This window comes from Ottowia pentelensis (assembly GCF_964341695.1).
On sequence record NZ_OZ224513.1, the window covers coordinates 3702841 to 3722720 of the forward strand.

General features: G+C 60.1%; 15 protein-coding genes, 2 pseudogenes and 1 other annotated feature. Of the genes and pseudogenes, 4 read left to right on the forward strand and 13 right to left on the reverse strand.

The features are described 5' to 3' along the window. Positions 1-40: 40 nt before the first annotated feature. Positions 41-1042 carry a LysR family transcriptional regulator gene (locus ACWHMB_RS17960; RefSeq protein WP_447648656.1) on the forward strand — a complete coding sequence of 334 codons (1002 nt, stop codon included), beginning with the start codon at positions 41-43 and terminating at the stop codon, positions 1040-1042. A 241-nt stretch (positions 1043-1283) separates the two neighbouring features. Here ACWHMB_RS17960 and ACWHMB_RS17965 read toward each other — a convergent pair whose 3' ends face one another. Genes ACWHMB_RS17965 through ACWHMB_RS17980 form a run of 4 tightly spaced genes read right to left on the reverse strand, consistent with a single transcriptional unit; the run spans position 1284 to position 4572 of the window. Beyond that, the gene (locus ACWHMB_RS17965; protein WP_447648657.1) at positions 1284-2189 is read right to left on the reverse strand and encodes a SphA family protein; all 906 of its coding nucleotides are present in this window, start codon (positions 2187-2189) and stop codon (positions 1284-1286) included. Positions 2190-2205: 16 nt separating this feature from the next. Continuing rightward, positions 2206-3762 carry an FAD-binding oxidoreductase gene (locus tag ACWHMB_RS17970; RefSeq protein WP_034382484.1) on the reverse strand — a complete coding sequence of 519 codons (1557 nt, stop codon included), beginning with the start codon at positions 3760-3762 and terminating at the stop codon, positions 2206-2208. A gap of 14 nt (positions 3763-3776) precedes the next feature. Continuing rightward, positions 3777-4298: a hypothetical protein gene (locus tag ACWHMB_RS17975; protein WP_034382485.1), complete on the reverse strand. Its 522-nt coding sequence runs from the start codon at positions 4296-4298 to the stop codon at positions 3777-3779. 10 nt (positions 4299-4308) lie between these two features. Next, complete coding sequence (locus tag ACWHMB_RS17980) at positions 4309-4572, reverse strand: c-type cytochrome (protein ID WP_034382486.1); 264 nt, start codon at positions 4570-4572, stop codon at positions 4309-4311. A gap of 75 nt (positions 4573-4647) precedes the next feature. Here ACWHMB_RS17980 and ACWHMB_RS17985 point away from each other — a divergent pair. Continuing rightward, positions 4648-5603: pseudogene (locus ACWHMB_RS17985) on the forward strand (IS3 family transposase); the annotation flags it as partial. After that, positions 4929-5045 (forward strand) — a sequence feature (AL1L pseudoknot). (Overlaps the previous pseudogene by 117 nt.) Positions 5604-5634: 31 nt before the next feature. On the opposite strand, the gene ACWHMB_RS17990 reads toward ACWHMB_RS17985, so the two are convergent. The 7 genes from ACWHMB_RS17990 to ACWHMB_RS18020 all read right to left on the reverse strand — a co-directional run bounded on the left by ACWHMB_RS17990 (position 5635) and on the right by ACWHMB_RS18020 (position 13321). Continuing rightward, positions 5635-6818 (reverse strand): IS3 family transposase gene (locus tag ACWHMB_RS17990; RefSeq protein WP_122974452.1). Its coding sequence is split into 2 segments (ribosomal slippage): positions 5635-6527 and positions 6527-6818, totalling 1185 coding nucleotides; the frame shifts between segments, so codons are not numbered across the junction. Positions 6819-7259: 441 nt separating this feature from the next. Then, entirely contained in the window at positions 7260-8186 is a 927-nt protein-coding gene (locus tag ACWHMB_RS17995) for a Bug family tripartite tricarboxylate transporter substrate binding protein (RefSeq protein WP_447648658.1), read from the reverse strand. A gap of 80 nt (positions 8187-8266) precedes the next feature. Continuing rightward, positions 8267-9040: an SDR family NAD(P)-dependent oxidoreductase gene (locus ACWHMB_RS18000; protein WP_087747895.1), complete on the reverse strand. Its 774-nt coding sequence runs from the start codon at positions 9038-9040 to the stop codon at positions 8267-8269. An 11-nt stretch (positions 9041-9051) separates the two neighbouring features. Continuing rightward, a complete protein-coding gene (locus ACWHMB_RS18005; RefSeq protein ID WP_439607041.1) occupies positions 9052-10491 on the reverse strand; it encodes an aldehyde dehydrogenase family protein in 1440 nt (479 codons plus the stop codon). 151 nt (positions 10492-10642) lie between these two features. Next, positions 10643-11827: an NAD(P)/FAD-dependent oxidoreductase gene (locus ACWHMB_RS18010; RefSeq protein WP_447648659.1), complete on the reverse strand. Its 1185-nt coding sequence runs from the start codon at positions 11825-11827 to the stop codon at positions 10643-10645. Continuing rightward, entirely contained in the window at positions 11824-12147 is a 324-nt protein-coding gene (locus ACWHMB_RS18015) for a 2Fe-2S iron-sulfur cluster-binding protein (protein WP_447648660.1), read from the reverse strand. The genes ACWHMB_RS18010 and ACWHMB_RS18015 overlap by 4 nt, the downstream gene beginning before the upstream one ends. Positions 12148-12157: 10 nt before the next feature. Continuing rightward, a complete protein-coding gene (locus ACWHMB_RS18020; RefSeq protein WP_439607039.1) occupies positions 12158-13321 on the reverse strand; it encodes a cytochrome P450 in 1164 nt (387 codons plus the stop codon). 150 nt (positions 13322-13471) lie between these two features. Here ACWHMB_RS18020 and ACWHMB_RS18025 point away from each other — a divergent pair, with 150 nt between their 5' ends. Further along, the gene (locus ACWHMB_RS18025) at positions 13472-14380 is read left to right on the forward strand and encodes a helix-turn-helix domain-containing protein (protein WP_439607038.1); all 909 of its coding nucleotides are present in this window, start codon (positions 13472-13474) and stop codon (positions 14378-14380) included. A gap of 150 nt (positions 14381-14530) precedes the next feature. Here ACWHMB_RS18025 and ACWHMB_RS18030 read toward each other — a convergent pair whose 3' ends face one another. Then, positions 14531-15469: a LysR family transcriptional regulator gene (locus tag ACWHMB_RS18030; protein WP_447648661.1), complete on the reverse strand. Its 939-nt coding sequence runs from the start codon at positions 15467-15469 to the stop codon at positions 14531-14533. A 347-nt stretch (positions 15470-15816) separates the two neighbouring features. Further along, positions 15817-16719, reverse strand: a pseudogene (locus ACWHMB_RS18035) (DUF3363 domain-containing protein); the annotation flags it as partial. A 147-nt stretch (positions 16720-16866) separates the two neighbouring features. On the opposite strand from ACWHMB_RS18035, the gene ACWHMB_RS18040 reads away from it, so the two are divergent. Further along, on the forward strand, positions 16867-19782 hold the full coding sequence (locus tag ACWHMB_RS18040) for a Tn3-like element IS1071 family transposase (protein WP_003049965.1): 2916 nt from the start codon (positions 16867-16869) through the stop codon (positions 19780-19782). Positions 19783-19880 lie beyond the last annotated feature (98 nt).

The following is a 19880-nucleotide window of genomic DNA, read 5'->3' on the forward strand; positions in this document are numbered from 1 at the left end:
TCTCGCACCACACACACCCCGCTTGCGCGGGCCATATTCCATGCAGACTTCACTCTTTGTCTCCTTGGCGTTCTGGATTAGAGTTGATGGTCAACAATCAATCAAACGGAACATACTGATGCATCCATCGGAAAAACTGATGCATGTGAGCAGCCGCCAGCTGCTGGCCTTTCTCGAGGTCGCTCGACTCCGGAGCTTCTCCAAGGCAGCCGAGCAAATCCCCATGTCCCAATCAGGCATGAGCATGCTGATAAAGGATCTGGAAGACCAGATGGGCGCTCGTTTGTTCGACCGCAGCCCGAGGTCCGTTACGCTCACGGACGCTGGCCGTCAGCTCCTTCCTGTGGCCCAACGGATCGTCCAGGACCTGAGAAGTCTGGGATCGACGATCGAAGGATCTGAAGCGGCTACTCTGTCGCGCCTGGACGTAGCGGCGACTCCCATGGTGACGATGAGCCTTTTGCCAGACGTCGTGAGGGAGTTCACCGATTCGCACCCTCATGTCAGCACCACCATCGCGGATGTCGACGTCAATACCGTCAGGCAGCGTGTTCTGGACGGTGAAGCGGATATCGGCCTGGGTTTCTTCGTCAAACCGGCAGTTGGTCTGTTGCGTCAGCCTCTGTGCCGATTTCGTCTGATGTGCATCAGTCCACCAGCACCCACCAACAGCCGCCGCCGATCATCACGAGGCTGGTCCAGTCTGCGTGATCTCCCGTTGATCGGTCTACCGCCGGATAACCCGATCCAATCGCTGGTGGAAACCCATCTCGCCCGGATCGGGCATGTCCATGGAAAGTGCCAAACGGCTCACTTCATTGGCACACTGATCGCCATGACGCGTGCGGGTCTAGGTCATGCCGTTATCCCCTCATTCGCCATCGAGGAATGCAAGCGGCACGGTCTGCAGATCAGCATGCTGATAGATCCCGTGGTGTACCTGGACCTCTATCTCGTCTCACGCCGAGGAATTCAACCCAAGCCCACCACACTGGATTTTTCTGCTCGCCTGAAGACAGCGGCAACGAAACTAGCCAAGTAGAAAGATCATTCGAAGCTCGGCCAGCTTCTGATGGTCGCTCCTGCCTTTCGAGAACGCCCAAGCGACACCTCTGCCGCGGCATTGGAACATCCAGCAATGTCAGTGCTTCGCTTGCTCAGCAAGCCGTCGATGAATTCACCGACAGCTGCCGAGCAAGCTCTTATCGCTCAGGCAGACACCTGCATGGTTCCATGTGGGAAAAGGAACGGCTCAACAGGATTTTGAGCAATGGTTGCACAGGTCAGAAAGGCTTGACCACAGTAACTCGAAATAGGCTTCCAGCCGGTTCAGCCCCAGAACCACCGCGGACGCTGAACTCCTTGTAGAACGCACCCTTCAGAAAGACTCCTGCCGCCGCAGCCGGGTAGTTCACCTCCAAGCCGACAGCATGGCGTTGGGAATTGCCTTGACTCACCTGCGCGCCTGAGTCGTTGCCCAATTGCCATTGGCTGTAACCCACCACGCCCAGCGAATACTGCCCGAAGTTTTTTCCAATGCCCCACTCCATCGACAATTGATCGCCAGGACGTACACCAGAAGCTTTTCGGCCATGACGCTCGTATCGAAAGAGTACGGATCCGGTCACCGATTTCTCTTGATCGAAATAGTAAGTCCCTCCCCCGGTAAGCATGGCAGACTTGTATCCCTTGCCAGGTGCTCCGGGGCTACTTGTGCTTGCCGTGTCCAGCCAGATCCCGGCGGCAGCTACGCTGTCCCAGCGGATGCCGTGCCAAGCAAGCACCAACGGTCCAAGGTAGACATCCCCGATGCCGGTGCCGCTGTCCCTCAATCCAACTGCATGTATATCAAGCGACGTCCTGATCACTGGAACAATGGCTTCAAAGCCATAGTCCGCACCGAAAACTTTGACGTTCGTGATCTTGATGAATCGGTTTGCGAGCGCGGTAACACTCCCGGTATTGCTACCCGGCAACTTCGCATCCGATCCGGGGACTCGAAAGTTGTCGATGTCGTAGTGCACCAGATACGCAAGATAGTAGTCCCCGGGCGGGGGCGCGGATGCGGCCTGAATGCCTTCAACCCCGGCGACGTAATGCCCTTCCGCGTAAGCGCTCGCACCGGCAAGCAATCCGACCAGAGTGGCCATGACGGGCAAGACATGGAAAGGTGGCTTGAGTTTTTTCATGATGCGCCGCCTCTCCTCAGATGCGGATGCCGGACTTGCCCGGAGCGAGAATGCCGTTCGGATCAATGGCACGCTTGATCTTGCGCTCCAGCTCGCGCTTCACGGGTCCATAGCTTTTGGCAACACGATCCTGGAAAGCAGTGTTGACGCGGTAGCACGCATAGCCCTCCTTCTCGAACTCATCAATCAGTTCCGCGAAGCAGCTGTGCGCGCGCTGGGTTTCCTCGGGGCTTGTGCGATCGAACAACAGATCCACGACGTGGTGCATATCGCGCCAACCGACGATGAACTCTCCGACATAGTCAAAACCCCACTTGTGGAGGATTCGCTTGGCCAGCTCGGACTGTTTGAGACACTCGCTGCCGCGCGCCTGACTCACCGGCGCGAACCACATGGAGCCGCCCCCCCCGCGCCAGTTGTAGAGACCGAACTCCTGCAGATTCGGTACGCCAGACATCAGTTCGGCCCGGTATTTGAAAGGTTGGGTATTGCCGGCCTCTTCCTGCGTGATGATGGTCCCTTTGCCATGCTGTTTAACCACCGAGGTGAGAATGTTCCAGTTCACCTCCACCTGTTCGGGTGAGCCATATAGCGCCGCATAGACGTTCCAGGCGCCCAGGCCCTTGTCTTTTTTGATCTGCTCGATCACGTTGTCCGGCGTAACGCCAGGTGTTTGGATGTAGTCGGAGCGACGCGCACCGGATCCGGCGGCCTCCCACAGCGACCCGGCGATGACCATCGCGTTGGGAATGACCATAGCGATTCGCAGCGGCCGCAGCAGATCGACAATCTCCGTGATATCGGTTTCCTTCTCGAACTTGATCGAGAACGGCTTGATCACCGGCGGCCTGGGCATCAGCCAAAAGCCCATCTTGGTGCAAATGCCATAGTTGGACGAGGTGAACATGCCGTCCAGCGTCGGACCGAACCCCCACTTAAAGACCTGCCAGGCTTTGTCGCCCTTAACGCCGCCCATTCCTGTTCGATAGACGTCGCCATTGGCCAGGACCACCTCCATGCCACACTGCATCAAAAAGTGCTCGCCATAAGGCGTGTAGCCTACGCCGCGATCCATGGTATTGCCCACGGGACCGGCAATCGCCGAGGGCGCTGGCATCGACAACATGAAGGGCAGTTTGTGCTCTTCAAAATAGTCGTAGAGCTGCTGGTAAGTCACACCAGGCTCGACGAGAGCCGTGCACATCTCGGGATCAACGTGCAGAATCTTGTTCATTTTCTTCAGATCCAGCACGATCTGCCCGCGCTCACCGGGGGCGGCAGAGCCATAGCCAAAATTGCGCCCCGTGGAAATGGTCCACACGGGGATCTTGTAATCGTTGCAGATCTTCACAACCGCCTGGACCTGCTCCACCGTCTTGGCCAGCACCACTGCGGAGGGCGTATGGTTCGCAGAATCCACGGCCATCATGACCTTGGTGTAAGGCGTGAGATGCTCGGCTGACGTCAGAACTTGGTCAGCTCCGAGTGCGGCTTGAAACTTCCGAATAGCCGCTTCGAAGCGGGCTTCGCTGACGCCCTTGGGCAGGGCGAGAAACTTGCTTTTGGTGCTCATTGCTGCCTTTCAGTTCAAACGACACAACTCAGGGAGACGAACGCACGGCCGGCGTCGGCCATTGAGGCCGGGTTCGCTCGGCTCTCTGTGGGGTGAGAGACGAGGGCTTGCCCCAAAGATGCGGCCCACGGATCTGCGTCTATTGCGATACGGTGCTCCTGCACGGACAGCACCCGCCCCCCGTGGCTGCGCACCAGATCCAGCGTCAAAGTCGCTGCGGCGTCGTTCAGCAAACCCACGAGAAGTGTCGTTTGCGCATCCCGCAGCAGGCGATGCAGTTTCGAGTAGGTTGCTGTATCCAGGTTCTTGAGCGGCAGCTCGGTTGTGCGACGTCCACCAGCCTTTGCGGCCATACGCACGCCACTGAGAAAGGCTTCGTCAATGCCAGCGTCGGAGGTCAGCGCAGTTACTTCGATAGGCCAAGACAGCCCCTGCTGGCCCATGTCGACAGGAAGGGCATAAGCCCAATGCATACCGGGTATGACCATGCCAGCCACGGCAATCCCTTTCAAAAGGGAGCGTCGATCTGTGTTCATGACGGACTCCTCATTTCTTGGCAGGCGCAGCGGACTTCGAGATGAACTCAGCCAACTGCCGCAGGGTTGCATCGTCGATGTCGGAATGGCGAAATGCAGGCATGGCATTGCCGCCGTAGCGGGCTATCGTGCTCACGGTAGCCTCCGACAATCCCCGTCCCCGCAACTCGGGGCCGACTCCGGCCTCATGGCAACGGGCACAGACCGACTGATAGAACTGTCGCCCGCGGTCGATGGTCTGAGCGTTGCTCGACGGAAGCAGCGTTGCGAACATTGACGCTGCGGCCAGCAACGTGGTGTGAACCGCCCCGTATTTTGAGGAGGCTCTTTTCTCTGAGAGGATTGAGCCATGAGCAAGAAGTCGAACCAGTTTTCACCCGAAGTCCGCGAACGCGCTGTTCGCATGGTGCGCGAGCACCGCAGCGAGTACCCCTCGCTGTGGGCCGCCATCGAATCCATCGCTCCCAAGATCGGCTGCGTGCCCCAGACCCTCAACGAATGGGTCAAGCGCGATGAGATCGACACCGGTACCCGGGCCGGCGTCACGACGACCGATCTGCAGCGCCTGAAAGAACTCGAACGCGAGAACAAGGAGCTGCGCAAGGCCAACGAGATCCTGAAACTGGCCAGCGCGTTTTTCGCCCAGGCGGAGCTCGACCGCCGTCTGAAGTCCTGAACGACTTCGTCGACCAGCATCGACAGGCCCACGGGGTCGAGTCGATCTGCAAAGTGCTGCAGATCGCCCCGTCAGGCTATTGGCGTCACGCCGCTCACCAACGCAACCCCCAGCTGCGCTGCGCGCGCACCCAGCGTGACGACACCTTGGTGCCGCACATTGAGCGTGTCTGGCAGGCCAACATGCGGGTCTACGGCGCCGACAAGATCTGGAAGCAGATGAACCGCGAGGGAGTTGTCATTGCTCGCTGCACGGTCGAACGCTTGATGAAGCGCCTGGGCTTGCAGGGCGTGCGCCGTGGCAAGGTGGTGCGCACCACCCTCAGCGATGCCAAGGCGCCGTGCCCACTGGATCGGGTCAACCGACAGTTCAAGGCCGAGCGGCCCAACCAGCTGTGGGTGTCGGACTTCACCTACGTCTCAACCTGGCAAGGCTGGTTGTACGTGGCCTTCGTGATCGACGTGTACGCCAGGCGCATTGTGGGTTGGCGGGTCAGCACCTCCATGCACACAGACTTCGTTCTGGATGCCCTGGAGCAGGCCCTATATGCCAGGCAGCCCGAGCGTGATGGTGCCTTGATTCACCATTCCGACAGGGGGTCGCAATACGTTTCCATCCGCTACAGCGAACTGACCCTGCCTCGATTTCACGTACATCAAGTCATGCAGTCAAGCGGGTGCTCTCCCAGATCACTGGGGGCACGAAGCCGTTGGCCGAGTGCAAGCGCTGGCGGTTGTACCAGCCTTCGATCCAATTGACGATGTCCAGCCTGGCCTGCGCCCGCGTGTCGTAGCGTACCTGATGGATGCGCTCGACCTTCAGCGTTTTGAAGAAGCTCTCCATCGGCGCGTTGTCCCAGGCGTTGGCCTTCCTGCTCATGGACATCGTGATGCCCAGCTCGGCGGCCAGCGCCCGGTAGCGCCCGCCTGCGTACTGCGACCCGCGGTCGGTGTGGACCAGCAGCCCCTTGGCAGGTTTGCGCAGCCACCATGCCGACTTCAAGGCGGTGCACACCAGCGTGGCGTCAATGTTCTCGGACATCGACCAGCCCACGATGCGCCGACCGGCCAGGTCCATCACGGCCGCCAGGTACAGCCAGCCCTCGCCGGTGGGCACGTACGTGATGTCTGCCACCCAGGCCTGGTCACCCTGCCAACCATCAAAGCGTCGATCCAGCAGATTCGGTGCTACCGGCAGGCGGTGCGCCGAATCGGTGGTCACCACGAACGGCCTTCTGTACACCGGGCGCAGGCCCTGGCGACGCAGGCTCTTTCGCACTCGCTCGGCGCTGACGACGTCGCCCTGCTGGCGCAGCTTGTGAACGATCCGAGGGCGACCATAGCTTCGGCAGCTGGCATCGTGGATGGCCGCCACCTTGGCATCCAGAGCCTGGTTTGCAAGTAGGCCGGGGCTGGGCGGGCGCACGCGCCATTGGCAGTAGCCGCTGCGGGACACCTGCAGCACGCGACAAAGCCGGCTGACGGTGTACTGGTCGCGATGCTCGTCGATCCAGGCGTACTTCATCGCGACCCCCTGGCGAAGTACGCCGTCGCTTTTCGAAGGACTTCCACGTCCAGCTTCGCGTCGGCCAGCTCTCTGCGCAGGCGGCTGTTCTCCGCCTCCAACTCGCTCACCGGGCGCCGCGTGGGGGGCTCACTGGCCGGGGCCACCGCGCCGCTGGCGCCGGCCGATGCAATGCCACGCCTGGACCAGTTGCCCAGCGTCGCCACCGGCACGCCGAGGCGACGTGCGGCCTCGTGACCGCCGACCGACGCCGCGAGCCTGACGGCCTCAGCCTTGAACTCCTGTGTGTACTGCCTCTTGGGCAGCTTGCCTTCTCTCATTTCGATTCTCCGTACCTCTGAAGTTATCAACTTCTTGCTGTACGTGAAATCGAGGCAGGGTCAGGGTGTCCTGGTTCAACCATCACAGGCTGCTCGGACCTATTGGATACATACCGCCTGCAGAGGCTGAGGCAAACTACTACCGGCAACTCGCCAGTCAGACCTCCATGGTGGCGGTCTAACTTAAACCAACCGGCCTCCACGAAAACCGGGGCGGTTCACTTCGCGTCAGTTGAGACGCGCTTCTTTCGATCCAGCACCCAAGCAACCAGCATCTTTGCCTCGGACTCCCCCGACTGACTGTTGGGTGGCACGGGTGCCCAGGCACCCGCACCGCCACGGGGATTCTTGCCGGCCTCGGCCACCGTCTTATGGCTCCTGTAGCCAGTGGCAACGTCCTAGGAAGAAGAGCCAACGACTTGCGCTCCAGCGCGCAGCAATTCAATCGAGCGTGATCGCACTGCGCGTCACGACTACCTTGAACTCCTTGGACTGGGTGGCCACCAACGCCCTGGTTTCAGCAGGCTTGCTGGGCATTGGATCGTAGCCAAGCTCGGTCATTTTTGCCTTCAGTTCCGGCTCGTTCACAACACGTGTCAGATCCGCCGAAATCTTCTCTGCAATGGGCATGGGAACCCCCTTGGGGGCAAAGAGGCCGACCCACCCTCTGGCCTCGAAACCAGCTGGGCCACCCGCCTCCGCCACAGTTGGCACTTGAGGATATGCGCTTTCACGGGCAGGCCCGGCGATGGCCAAGAATTTGAGTCGACCTGCCTTCACAAGGGGGCCTGCGCTCGCAATCGATCCGAATGCCCAAGTAACCTCTTGCCGGGCAACACCTGTGTAGAGCTGCGAGTTTTCCTTGTACGGCACATGCATCATTTTGGTTCCGGTTCCAGCCTCCAAAGCTGCGGAAAAAAGATGAGCAACACTGCCAATCTGCCAAGAACCGTAACTTATAGCACCCGGGTCGGACTTGGCCGCCTTTATAAGGTCGGTCATGCTGTTCCAGGGGGAGTCAGCTGAGACAGTTACAAAGAAGTAGCTGCCGTGGATGGGGCTGATGGGTTCAATGTCTGTCTCCGCGTTATAGGGGAGCTTCTTGTACATATGTGGAATAGCCGTCAAATTCAGACCATCCATATGCAGGAGCGTGTAGCCATCAACACCACTACGGCGCGCCTCTGAGATTGCAATAAAACCACTCGCACCCGGCTTATTGTCGATAATGACGGGTTGCCCCCAAAGCTTGGCCAGCTTGTCGGAGACCATGCGCAGCATGGCGTCGGGACCGGAGCCGGCAGAGAACGACGTCACGATCCGCACAGACCTGGACGGGTATGCCTGTGCATGGACAGCTTCGAGCATGAAGCCCTGCACGGCAAAGAGGCAGAGAATCTTAAAGAATAATTTTTCATAGAAATGTCTCCTGTTAACGACTAAGAAATTCAGCCGAAATGCGCACCGCCATCGACGATGATTGTCTGGCCCGTGATGAAAGATGCATCTCGATTGATGAGAAAACTGACAGCTCCCTGCAAATCCTCTGGCAGCTGGTCGCGTTTCAGAGCCCGGCCGTTCTTGCCCAGATCGCGAAACTTTTCGACGTGCTCCTTGTTTTGAAGAATGCCCTCGCTCAAAGTGAACCCCGGTGCCACCGCATTCACGGTGATGGACCGGTCGCCGAGCTCACGGGCAAGGCTGCGGGTCATCGCAATGACGGCGCCTTTGCTGCAAACGTAGTGCAGCATGCCGGTCACGCCTTTGAGCGGCGATGTCGAAGCCACATTCACGATCGCGCCCCCACCACCCTTGGTCAGAATCGGCGCAACTTTCTGGATCGCGAGAAACGGACCGAAAGTGTTCACCTCCATGACACGCATCCATTCCTGCTTTTCCACCTTCTCGAAGGGCTGCATTTCCAGACTGGCAAACAAGGCAGCGTTGTTCACCAACCCGTGCAACCGCTTGCCTGATATGCCGACCTGTCCAAGAACACGGTCCCAGTCCGCAGCATCAACGACATTGGCGTTGTAGCCATCCGCGAGCCCGCCCTCGCGTCGAATCTGTTCCGCGGCCTCTTGTGCGCCCTGCAGATCCATGATGGCAACGTGGTAGCCATCCTCTGCGAGTCGTCGCGCGAACGCGTTTCCGATGCCTCTTGCTCCACCGGTGACAATGACCACCGCTTGGCTCTTATCCGTTTGAATATCAACTGCCATTCTTCTTTTCCTCAGGCGCACGGCATGTAGACGTGCTTGGTTTCCAGAAAATCGCTCAGGCCATCGACGCCATGCAGACGCCCAAGACCACTCTCGCGGTAACCGCCGGTTTCGACTTCGGCAAAAAGTCGGTTGTGCGCGTTGATCCAGACATTGCCGAACTTCAGGCGCCGAGCGATTTGCCGGGCTCGCTTGAAGTCATTCGTCCAGATCGACGACGCCAGGCCATAACGGGTCGCGTTGGCGCGGGTCAGGGCATCCTCGTCATCGCTGAACGTCTCCAGCGTGATCACCGGTCCAAAGATTTCGTCCTGCACAAAATGGCTCTGCAGATCCTGCGTGGCGATCAGTGAGGGCGTGAGAAACGCACCCGCACGTGGCAGGTCCTGGGGAACAGTCCCAGCCAGCAACACTTCGCAGGTCTCGCGCGCAGACTGCACCTCGTCCAGCAAGCGTTGCTGATTGCGCCTGTCGATCAATGCACCCATCGATGAAGCGGCGAGTTGTCCCGGGCCGACACGAATCTGCCTGAGGCCCTCCACGAGTGCCGCCTTGAATCCCTCGGCGATCGACTCATGGACCAGCACCCGGCTGATGGCCGTGCACATCTGCCCCGCCATTACGCAGGCGCCTGGCACGATGCCCCGCACCGCATCGGCAATGCTGGTATCCGGGAGCACAATGGCCGGTGCCTTGCCACCGAGTTCCAGCGACAACCGGGTCAGATTCTTGGCAGTCGAACCGGCGATCAGTTTGCCTACCTGGGTCGATCCGGTGAAACTGATTACGTCGACTTCGACATGGGCGCACAGCAGCTTGGCACCGTCTGCGCCGTCTTCGACAAAGGATTGAACGAGGCCACGAGGCAGTCTCGTATCCTGCACCAAGCACTCCACCACCATGGCGTGCACCAGAGCTGTCTGGTGCGCGGCCTTGATCACCACGGCGCACCCTGCGGCAAGCGCAGGCGCCAGGGATCTCACGAGGAGCGTGATGGGTGCGTTCCAGGGAACGATGATCGCCGCCACACCGATCGCCTCACGTTCGATCATCGAATAGATCTGTGGCTCAATTTCGAGCACCCGACCGAAAAGATTGCGCGCCAAGCCCGCGTAGTAGCGCAGTTCGGAGATGCCGGCCAATACCTCGCCTTCAGCCTCGCGCCGCAGTTTTCCGTTCAGCTCAACGAGCACATCCACGATCTCGTCTTTGCGTGCCTCAAGGCGATCGGCAAAGAGCCGCAGCACGTCCGAGCGAAGCTTGGGCTGGCTGGACCAGGTGCTGGACTCAAAGCAGTGTCGCGCGCCCGCAATGGCCGCCTCGATCTCCGGCAACGTCGCATTGACGTAATGTGCAGCGGGCTCGCCGGTCGCGGGATTGATACAAGCACCGGTGCGCTCGGCCGAAGCCGGGCACCATATGCCATCGATGTAGTTCAGGGCAGTTTTCATATTGCGTTTCTCTCTTATGCTGGATTTCCGATCGGAGCCTTGCAATGCATGCCCCACGGAATGGCGATTCGCTTTTCCATGCGGCGGAACAGCGGCTTGTGAATTTCTCTATGCCTTTACAGGCTCAAAGCGGCGACACGGTTGCGCGTACTTATGTGCCTTCCCCATCAAGTCGCTTGCGTGCCTGAAGATGCTCCCTGGCATCGTTGATGCTGTCTACCGCGAGCAGCCTGTCACCGCAGTAGTGATAGACGCTGAAGCTGCCACTGTCCGGCTCCCCCCGGGTCTCCCATCGATCCGCCCCGGTGGATAGGCCCGCGATTTGCAGCTTGATGTCGTACTGGTCACTCCAGAACCACGGTGCGGCAGCAAATGGGCGCTCTTGCCCCATCACGGCAGCGGCCGCGCTCTTGCCTTGCTCAACGGCGTTCTGGACCGACTCCAGACGCAGCAGGGTCCCCTCGCTGGTCGATCGCGCCGTGCAATCGCCTGCGGCGAAGATATAGGGATTGCTCGTCCTAGCGCAGGCATCGACAACGATGCCTCGGTCGCAAGCCAAGCCCGCGGCGCGAGCAAGGCCATCGTTGGCCTGTACGCCAACACCCACAATCACCAGTCCTGCCGGAAGGAGCGTGCCGTCGTTCATTTGAACGCCACACACTTGCCCATCGGCGCCAGTTTCGAAGGCGGCGATGCGCGCATTCAGAACCAGGTTCACACCGTGCCAGCGGTGCAACTGCGCGTACCACTCTGACAGCATAGGGGCCAGAACGCGACCAAGCAGACGAGGCGCGACTTCCAAGACCGTGACAGCAACTCCCTTCTTGCGCGCTGTGGCCGCCACCTCTAGTCCGATGAAGCCCCCACCCACAATCACCATCGGCCGATTGCTTTGTGCACAGAGCGCCAAGCGCTGCGCGATCGCCTGCGCGTCTTCCATGCTGCGCAGCGCCAACACACCCGTTGCATCTCTGCCCGGTATATCGAGCATCCGGGGCGAGGCGCCAGTGGCAAGAACGAGGGCGTCATAGATCAATGCACCTCCGTCAGCCAACCGCACAAAGCGCCTTCCAATGTCTATCCCAATCGCTTGCACATCGGTACGCAATGCAATGCCTTTTCGCTCCAGCGCATCGGGTGAGCGCATCGTGAGCTGCTCAGCCGCCATCTCGCCAGCCAGCCAGGCCTTGGACAGCGGTGGACGGTGGTAAGGTCCGCAGCGCTCGGCCCCCAGCAGGGTGATCGAGCCCGCGTAACCCATGGCTCGAAGCGCCTCGGCCGTCTGTAATCCAGCCTGGCCCGCGCCAACAATCACCACCTTGTCAGGGCTCGTCATTGCTGTCGATCAGGTAGGTGAACGATCAAGCCAGCCATAGCGGAATGCACCTTGACCTGACATGCCAGACGGCTGTTCGACCGCCGAGGCGCAGCCGCATCTTCCAGCATGTCGAGCTCGTTATCCGCAGGTGGTGGCAATTCACCTATCCGTGCTTCATCCAGGTAGCAGTGACAGGTGGCGCATGCACACGAACCGCCGCATTCGCCCAAGATTCCTTCGACGCCGTTGGCCACCGCGCCCTGCATCAAGCTCCATCCGTCCGCCACATCCACGGTAACGGCCTGCCCGTGGGCTTCTACATAAGTGATGGTTGTCATCTGTAAATCCTCACTCCAGGACCAGTTCAAGCCGAGTGGGGCTTCGGAAGTTGGTGGACGGCATCCAAGGCAAATCGGCCTCAGCGCGCCGATACCGAGGGAAGACTTTGTGAAACTCTTCAAATGCGACACGAAGCACCTGCCTAGCCATCATCGATCCCAAGCAGGCATGAACACCGCTGCCAAAACCCAGGTGCCCACGAGGCTTCCGGTCGAGGTCGTATCGATCAGGATCGGGAAATTGACGCTCGTCCCTGTTGGCAGACCCGTAGGTCAGGCACACCGCGTCGCCTGCTTTCATTCGCTGGCCATGCAACTCGACATCCCGCGTCAGCGTTCTCTTGAATCGTTGGGCAGAGGTGTTGAAGCGCAGCGACTCCTCGATCGCATCAGGCAACAGATCAGGGTTTTGCACGCAACGCGCCAAGGCTTCGGGATGGTCGGCCAAGTTCATTGCCATCAGACTCATGAATGCGCCCATCGACTCGGCGCCAGCCACGATGAGCATCGTGGTGGTCATGATCACCTCGCGTTCGTCCAATCGATCACCGTCGATCTCGGCGACGCTGAACTGCGAAATCAGATCATCCTTTGGACGCGCGCGTCGCTCTTCGATGACGGAGACAGCAAACTCGTTGATCCACTTGAACGCGCGCTCGTGTTCCTCCGTCTTGCCTTTGACCACGGGATCGGTCTGAACGCACAGCATCGCTTGTCGGCGAAGATGGTTCTCATCGGTTGGGGGCAGACCGATGATCAGCGACAACGTCTTCATCGTCATTTCGGTCGAAAACTCACGGTTGAAGTCAAACCGCTCTCGGCCTTCGAACGACCTGACCGCCGTGCGTGCAATCTCCCGCAATTGTTCGTCCAAGCCAGCAAGATTGCGCCTCGTGAACGCATGCTGCACGAGAGCTCGCAAGCGGTCATGGCGCGGTGGATCGGTGGTACCCAGCGTCGCGCCAGTGCGACTGGGCAGCTCGGCCAGGAGGTTGCCCTTGAGGGAAGAGTAGGTCTGCCAATCGCTGGCTGCGGCGACCACGTCCGCATACCTGGACAGCACCCAGACCTTCCCAGCTTCGCTCCAGTAGCAGGGGTAGTGGTCCCTGAGCTCCTTGTACAGGGGAAACGGGTTCGAGTCGACGATGGGGTCGTAGGGGTCAAACACAAACATGCAATGTCTCCAGATGAGCAAGCCATAGTCGGCTGCCTAGATTGCACTTTATGGCCAACTGGCGCCCTATAGCTGTACTATTTCGGGTGATTTATTGCACTTTATTGACAGGCACCAATACCTGACTCAGCCGCATTTGGGAGACAGAGAATGACCATGCAAAACGACTTGGCGGTACAGAGTGTTCCCCGCTATGGCTTGTACGGCGAACCCTTGCAGAGCAGCCCCGTTCTCATGCACATCGAGCCCATCGAAGCTCGGACTCGCGCGCTGAACGGGGAAATCAGCATCCACATCCATCAGAACCTGCACCAGATCACTTGGCTTGCGAGTGGGCAGCTTGAAGTCCAAGTCAACGGTCACCGGCGGACCTTGTCTGGACCAGCTGCCGTGATAGTCCCGGCCCTCACAGTGCATTCCTCCAAAGCTGCGACAAATGCCGACGGCTACGTATTGACGGCCCGGCAGGAGTTTTTCCACTGCTCGGAGAGCAAGGTGGCCAGCGAAGTGTTCAAGCGCCTGTGCTCAGCGCCATCGGTTTTCATGCTGGCGCAGCAGCCCGATGGCACGGCAGACATCAATGCGATGTTCGGCCTGCTAAACCGCGAATATCAGACTAGGCATGAGCGCAGCGACTTGGTGATGGACCGTGTGGCGAAGGCCATCTGCCTGCTGCTCGCACGGCAAAACATGGAGCCTCTTGGGGATGGATACTCAGTGAGGGGCAACTCGGAAATTGCGCAGTTTCTGACTCTCGTCGATCGCTACTTCTCTGCGGATTTTTCCCTATCAGAGTACGCCAAGCATCTCAACTGCCAAGTAGAGAGGTTGATCAGAATTGTCCGCAAGGGAACAGGAAAGAGCCCGATGCAACTGGTGCAGGAGCGTCGCCTCAGAGAGGCATGCCATCGCCTCACACACATGGAGACTCCTGTATCCGAGATCTCTGTCGAAGTTGGCTTCAACGATGTCGCGTATTTCTGCCGATTCTTCAAGAAGCGCATTGGATCAACGCCAAGCCAGTATCGTGCGAACCATGCCAGCGGCAGCAAGCTTTGAAGGTCGTATCGGTTGGCTGCGCACCCTGCCGCCGCACTCGCGCATCTAGCTAGCGATGCCGTCAAGGTCATTGAGCACGCCGCGCGCCAGATTGGGCAGCACAAACGCGGCGGCCGTGGGTTCGGTTCCCAAAGAGCGCGCCGGCGTCGCCTATTCCGCTTCGTAGTGGTCGAGGAGTAAGCGCATGAACGCTTCAGCACTCGGAGGCAAAGAGCGATCTTTCTTGAATATGAAAGCAGTCGGTTTTTCAAGCTGAGGCTGGACGAGTCGGCGCGCAACAAGGCCGCGTGCCGGCGAGCCCAGAACAACCGACTCAGGGACGACAGCCACGCCGAGGCCCCCGGTGGCCAGCGCCAGGGCCGTCGTGAAGAGCGCGGCCTCGTGGGCGACTCGGAGCTCGAGCCCACCCTGCATCGCTGCTTGCTCGATTCGCCGGCGCACGCCGTAGCCGGCCTTGACGGTGATCGTCGGAAACGCTCCAAGCTCCGGCCACCTCATCTGTGTGCTAGTGACAAACAGCGCCGGTGGCGCCGCCGCCACGATGGGATCGCTGAGGAAAACCCGTTCCTCCAGCCCAGGGATGGTCGTCTCCAGGGTGCCTACACCACAGTCGACGCGCTCGCTGATGATTCTGTCGACAAATTCGCTCGGTGGGCAATCGTCAATCACAACGTTGATCTCGGGATACTGCTGCGTGAATTTCCTGAGCACCGCCGGAAGCACCGTCTGCACCACCGTTGACGTGGCTGCGATCCGCAACCGCCCCCTGCGGCTATTGGCGAACTCCTGCATCGTATGCCCCATCGACTCAAGCTCGCTCAGGGCGCGTCGCGCAAACGCGTAGGCCTCGATTGCGGCGTCGGTCCTCTGCAAGGTACGGGTGGTCCTGTCAAAGAGCTTGACCCCCAGTCTCTCCTCAAGCTCACGCAGCAGAACAGTCACCGCAGGCTGGGTGACCGAAAGCATCTCCGCGGCCGCAGAAACGTGCCCGCTTTGGTAGACCGCCACGAAGGCCCGCAGCTGCCGCACCGAAGGCAATGCGCTGAGCGATAAGGGCGCGTTATGAATGGTTGGGCTTTTTTCATTCATGGCGGGAAGCTGCCGATGTGTAATTCAGTTCCAAACATAGATGCCATGGGCAGGGATCGGCCTTGCCTTGGCCGCGGCCTGAACCTCAAGGACCAAGCTCACCTTGCGGTTCTGGGGCTCTGGCGCAGCTGCGATGCCTTAGTTCTGACGGTTCTTTCAGAAGGTCGCCACGGCGACCTGGACAAGCTGCTGCATTTCGACAGTCAGGGGCCTGCTGCTCTTGGCCAAGCGGCTGGGGCGAGGCCGCCTCATCTTTCCCCTGCCCAGCGATAGCCACGTTGTGCCCTCCACTCCACCAGAGGCTCACGGCATGTAGTTGCATCGCCAGGCAGGGGAGCGTCTCGCCTTCAAATCTGCAAACCGCGTTGCCGGTCAAACTCCCAGTTCACGCTCATGCCATGCACAGTAGCTGACAGACTCTGACCCATGCGCTGCTCGATCACCGGCTTCCACGGCACGAGTGTGAAGCCCAAGCCGTCGTCAAGTACAGCAAAGCGTCCGCTGGCTAGCAAAGCGTGGCGGCGGTAGACGCCGGACACGCGCTCGCCCTCGGCCACCGGTCGGTACGGCAAGCCGGTCTCCTTCACAATTTCTTGTGCAGCCCAATCGAGATCGCGCTGGCGCAGCGTACCCAGGAGGTTGCGCGCGAGCACCACGCCCGCGCCGCGCCGCTCAGCCAGGCCCTGCTCGACGAGGAAGTTGGCGCGCTGGCGCAGCGCCTCACGCAGCACGCCTCCGAAGCCCTTGTCGGTGACGTCGGCCGCACCACCGATCAACTTCCGGTCCAGCCAAGTCGCGCCGATCACACGCGCCTGCCGCTCGATCGGCAAGTGCGAATGCAGCGTCACGCTGCCGCCGGCCAGGCGCTGCTGGTCGAGCTGGCGCGCCCGCTCGGGCAGGTCGGCCGGCACGCGCCAGACACCCTCGGCGACGCGCTCTACCAGGCCGCCACGGCGCAGTGCTTCAAGCCGGCGCACGTGTGCGGCCACGGTCTCCTGCGGATTGCCACGCGCCGGCTGGGCACGCAGCACGGCCAGGTGATGGTCGGTGCGGTAGACACCACCCTCCGCGAGCCCAGCAATAGTCTTGTCCACGGCGCGCATCTCGGCGGTGCCGCGCGCTTCGACCACTGCGCCGGCGGGGAACTGTTCGAGTTCGGTGCCGACCGGCAGCGCGACGTAGTGCGCGCGACCGTCGATGCCGTCGAGCACCAGGTAGCCGCGCTCCTGCAGTTCGTCGGCCAGCCCCTTAGGGGGTCTCCTCGTTTTCAGTGCAATAAGTGACGGTACGCAAAGCTAGCACTGGCGCGGGGGTGGTCTGGGTAGACCGTTGATTTCATTGACTTTCCTGTTCGCTTTGTAAACGGGTATGGTGGCCTCCCACTTTTGAGGTTCACGATGCAGGGTTGGCACACAACGTTTTTGGGGATGCGTGGGCTCCCCCGCGATATCAGCGACTTCGAGATGAAGGCATTTTTCACCTTCGATGGTGCCGAGCGCGACGCAATCAATGCACGCCGAGGTGATTCCCACAAGCTTGGTCTGGCGCTCCATATTGGTTTCCTGCGCATGAGTGGGCGTTTGCTCGGTGCCTTTCGGGTAATTCCAGTAGCCTTGTGGCGCCACCTTGGCAACGAGCTTGGCATTGCAGCACCAGAAGTCGCCTCGCTGAGAGCCATGTATGAACGCGGGCGCACGCTATTCGATCACCAACAAGTAGCCTGCACGGTCCTTGGATTCCAGTGGATGAGCGAGCACCAGCGCCGCTCACTGGTACGTGAACTGCGCGACGAAGTGGCGCGCTGCGCCGACCGCGATCAGCTACTCGTGCGGGCGCGTCAATGGCTGTACAAGAACAAGCTGGTGATCGTGCACGAGCGGGCAATTCGGACACTGATTGCGGCGGCACTTGCCCAGCTTGAAGTTGAAACAGGCACCGCCATCGCCGCCAGCGTTGATCCAGCAACACTTGATCGCTGGCGAGCCTCAGTTTCAGAGCTGCGCCCAGATGGACAAACCCAGCAGAGTTGGCTATGGGCTGCACCGGCGAAACACTCAACCCGCCAAATCAGCGAGGTACTGGAGCGCATCGACCTGCTTTACACGCTGGACGTTCATAAGCACCTGGCAGACATCCCCGATCTCATCTTGCGCCGCTACGCGCGCCGACTTGTCTCCAGGCCGCCCTCAGCCGGAGCCAAGATCAAAGAGCCAGCGCGCACCGTGGAGGTCGCATGCTTTCTTCGGTATTGCCTGTTCACCACCACAGACCAGTTGATCCTTATGGTGCAGCGCCGGATCGCCGATCTGTGGCGTCAGGCTGCCGCCGATGTCCCCGCTACCGTCAATTGGGCCGCAATGTACAAAACGCTGCTCGGCGAACTTGTTGCCTTGAGCGCGCAAGGTGCGGTGCCAGATGCTGAGTTGCGTGCCCGTCTTGAAGCCTTGATCACCGAAACCCAGAAACGCAAACCACCGAGCAGGGCCTCCCTGGTCCGCGAGGGATTGATTGATGGAATTCGCCCCGTGCGGTCGTTGCTCGTCGCCATTGCAAAGCTGCCCTGGCAGGCCACCGGCGAGCATCCTGCCATCGAGTACCTTGCCAAGCTGCAAGCTTTATATCTCAAAGGATCCAGAAAGCTGCCAGTTGAAGTGGTGGCACCAAGTCTGGGAATGATCTGGCAGGTTTCGATCTCCAGCCCAGACCGGGAACGGGCGTTTCAGGCGTTGGAGGTGGCCACCCTGTTTGCCCTGCGCCGCGCGGTGCGCAATGGCTCGGTCTGGATTGAGCACAGCCTGAGCTTTCGGGGTCGTGCGCGCTTGTTCTTCACGGACGAGCGTTGGCAGGCAGAGTCCAAGAAACACTATGCCCGTCTATCGTTACCCAGCAAGGCTGCCACTTTCTTGAAGCCTTTGCTGGCCAGAGTAACTGCCGGTGTCGATGCGGTGGCCGCTGCAGCCCGCAGTGGCGTACTGCGCGTGGATGATGAACTCCATTTGTCGCCATTGCCCGCAGAGGACGAAGACCCAGAAGTGACCAAGCTGCGCGCGGCTTTGGATCACCGCATCGGTGAGGTTCAATTGCCGGAAGTGATTCTGGCCGTTGACGCCCAGGTGCGCTTTAGCTGGATCATGCTCGGACGTGAGCCGCGCTCTACCGACGAGCTGCTGATGGTCTATGCCGGCATCATGGCCCACGGCACCAGTCTGACTGCGGTCGAATGCGCGCGCATGATTCCGCAATTGTCTGCCACCAGCATTCGCCAGGCCATGCGCTGGGCGCGGGACGAACGGCGTCTGAGCCAGGCCTGCCAGGCTGTGCTGGAATTCATGCAGCGACACCCGATTGCCGCCACCTGGGGGCGGTCCGATTTGGCATCTTCTGACATGATGAGCATGGAGACCACCAAACGGGTGTGGCAAGCCCGGCTTGATCCTCGGCGCAACACACCTTCCATTGGAATCTACTCCCATGTAAAAGACCGGTGGGGCATCTTCCATGCGCAGCCCTTTGTGCTCAATGAGCGCCAGGCGGGCGTGGCCATTGAAGGTGTCATCCGCCAAGAAAAGCTGGAGACCAGCCAGCTTGCTGTGGATACCCATGGCTACACCGACTTTGCCATGTCACATGCCCGTTTGCTTGGTTTTGATCTTTGCCCGCGGTTGAAGGAACTCAAACAGCGCCACCTCTTTGTGCCACGCGGCACCAAAGTGCCCGCAGAAATCGCTGCGGTGTGCGAAGCCAATGTCGACGTCGCTTTGATCGAAAAGCATTGGGATAGTCTGGTGCACCTGGCAGCCTCGGTCATGAGCGGACATGCCAGTGCGGTGGCAGCTCTTGCGCGGTTCGGTTCTGCCGCCCAGGGCGATCCAATCTATGAGGCTGGCGTGCAATTGGGGCGGTTGCTGCGTACGGCGTTTTTGGCTGACTACTTTGTCAAGGACGCTTTCAGGAACGAGTTGCGCCGGGTGCTCAATCGGGGCGAGGCTGTTAACGCCCTCAAGCGCGCCATTTATACCGGCCGGATCAGCCCGGCGCAGGCCAAACGTGTCGATGAAATGCAGGCTGTGGCCGATGCGTTGAGCCTGATGGCCAACATCGTGATGGCGTGGAATACCTCACAGATGCAGGCGGTCCTGGATCGCTGGTCGAACCGCCGCCAGGTCATTCCACCGGAACTGATCGGGAAGATTGCGCCCACCAGGCTGGAGAGCATCAACTTGCGGGGTGTGTTTCGCTTCCCGGTTGACCGCTATGCTGACCAAATCCTGCCTTCGCGGCCAAATGCATCGATAACTGGCACCAATGGATGAAACCGACCACGGTTTGACGCCACGAATCGCAGATTTGAAAGTGAACAGGAAAGTCAATGAAATCAACGATCTACCAACACCACCTCCGCGCCAGTGCT